We start from the raw sequence: 271 nt of genomic DNA, 5'->3' as shown, positions 1-271 counted from the left end.
AAACCTTTGAAGTATATGCTGATACCTTAGATCATACAATTTTTTGTCTCGGCTACCGTGTAGTCGAAAAAGATCGTCCTGGAGAACTAGATGCAGCGGCTTTGAAAGCATCAGGTCTACCTTTCGGTCCCCTCTTTGGCAAAATAAAGAATGGTGAAACAGTAGAGCATGATGGGAAAGTTTTTCATCCAGAGGACTATATTGGCGCAGATAAGCAGGGGAAAGTGGTCACCATTCTTGGAGATACCCGACGTACACCAAGCGCTGTTCG

The 271-nt window shown here is 44.6% G+C and carries 1 pseudogene; it reads left to right on the top strand.

Features of this window, described 5'->3' with window-relative positions:
- Positions 1-271 (top strand): annotated as a pseudogene (locus ETC27_RS17975) (hypothetical protein); the annotation flags it as partial.

This window comes from Onishia niordana (genome assembly GCF_004798965.1).
In the GTDB taxonomy this organism is placed as follows: domain Bacteria; phylum Pseudomonadota; class Gammaproteobacteria; order Pseudomonadales; family Halomonadaceae; genus Onishia; species Onishia niordana.
This window is presented reverse-complemented; position numbering and strand designations above follow the sequence as displayed.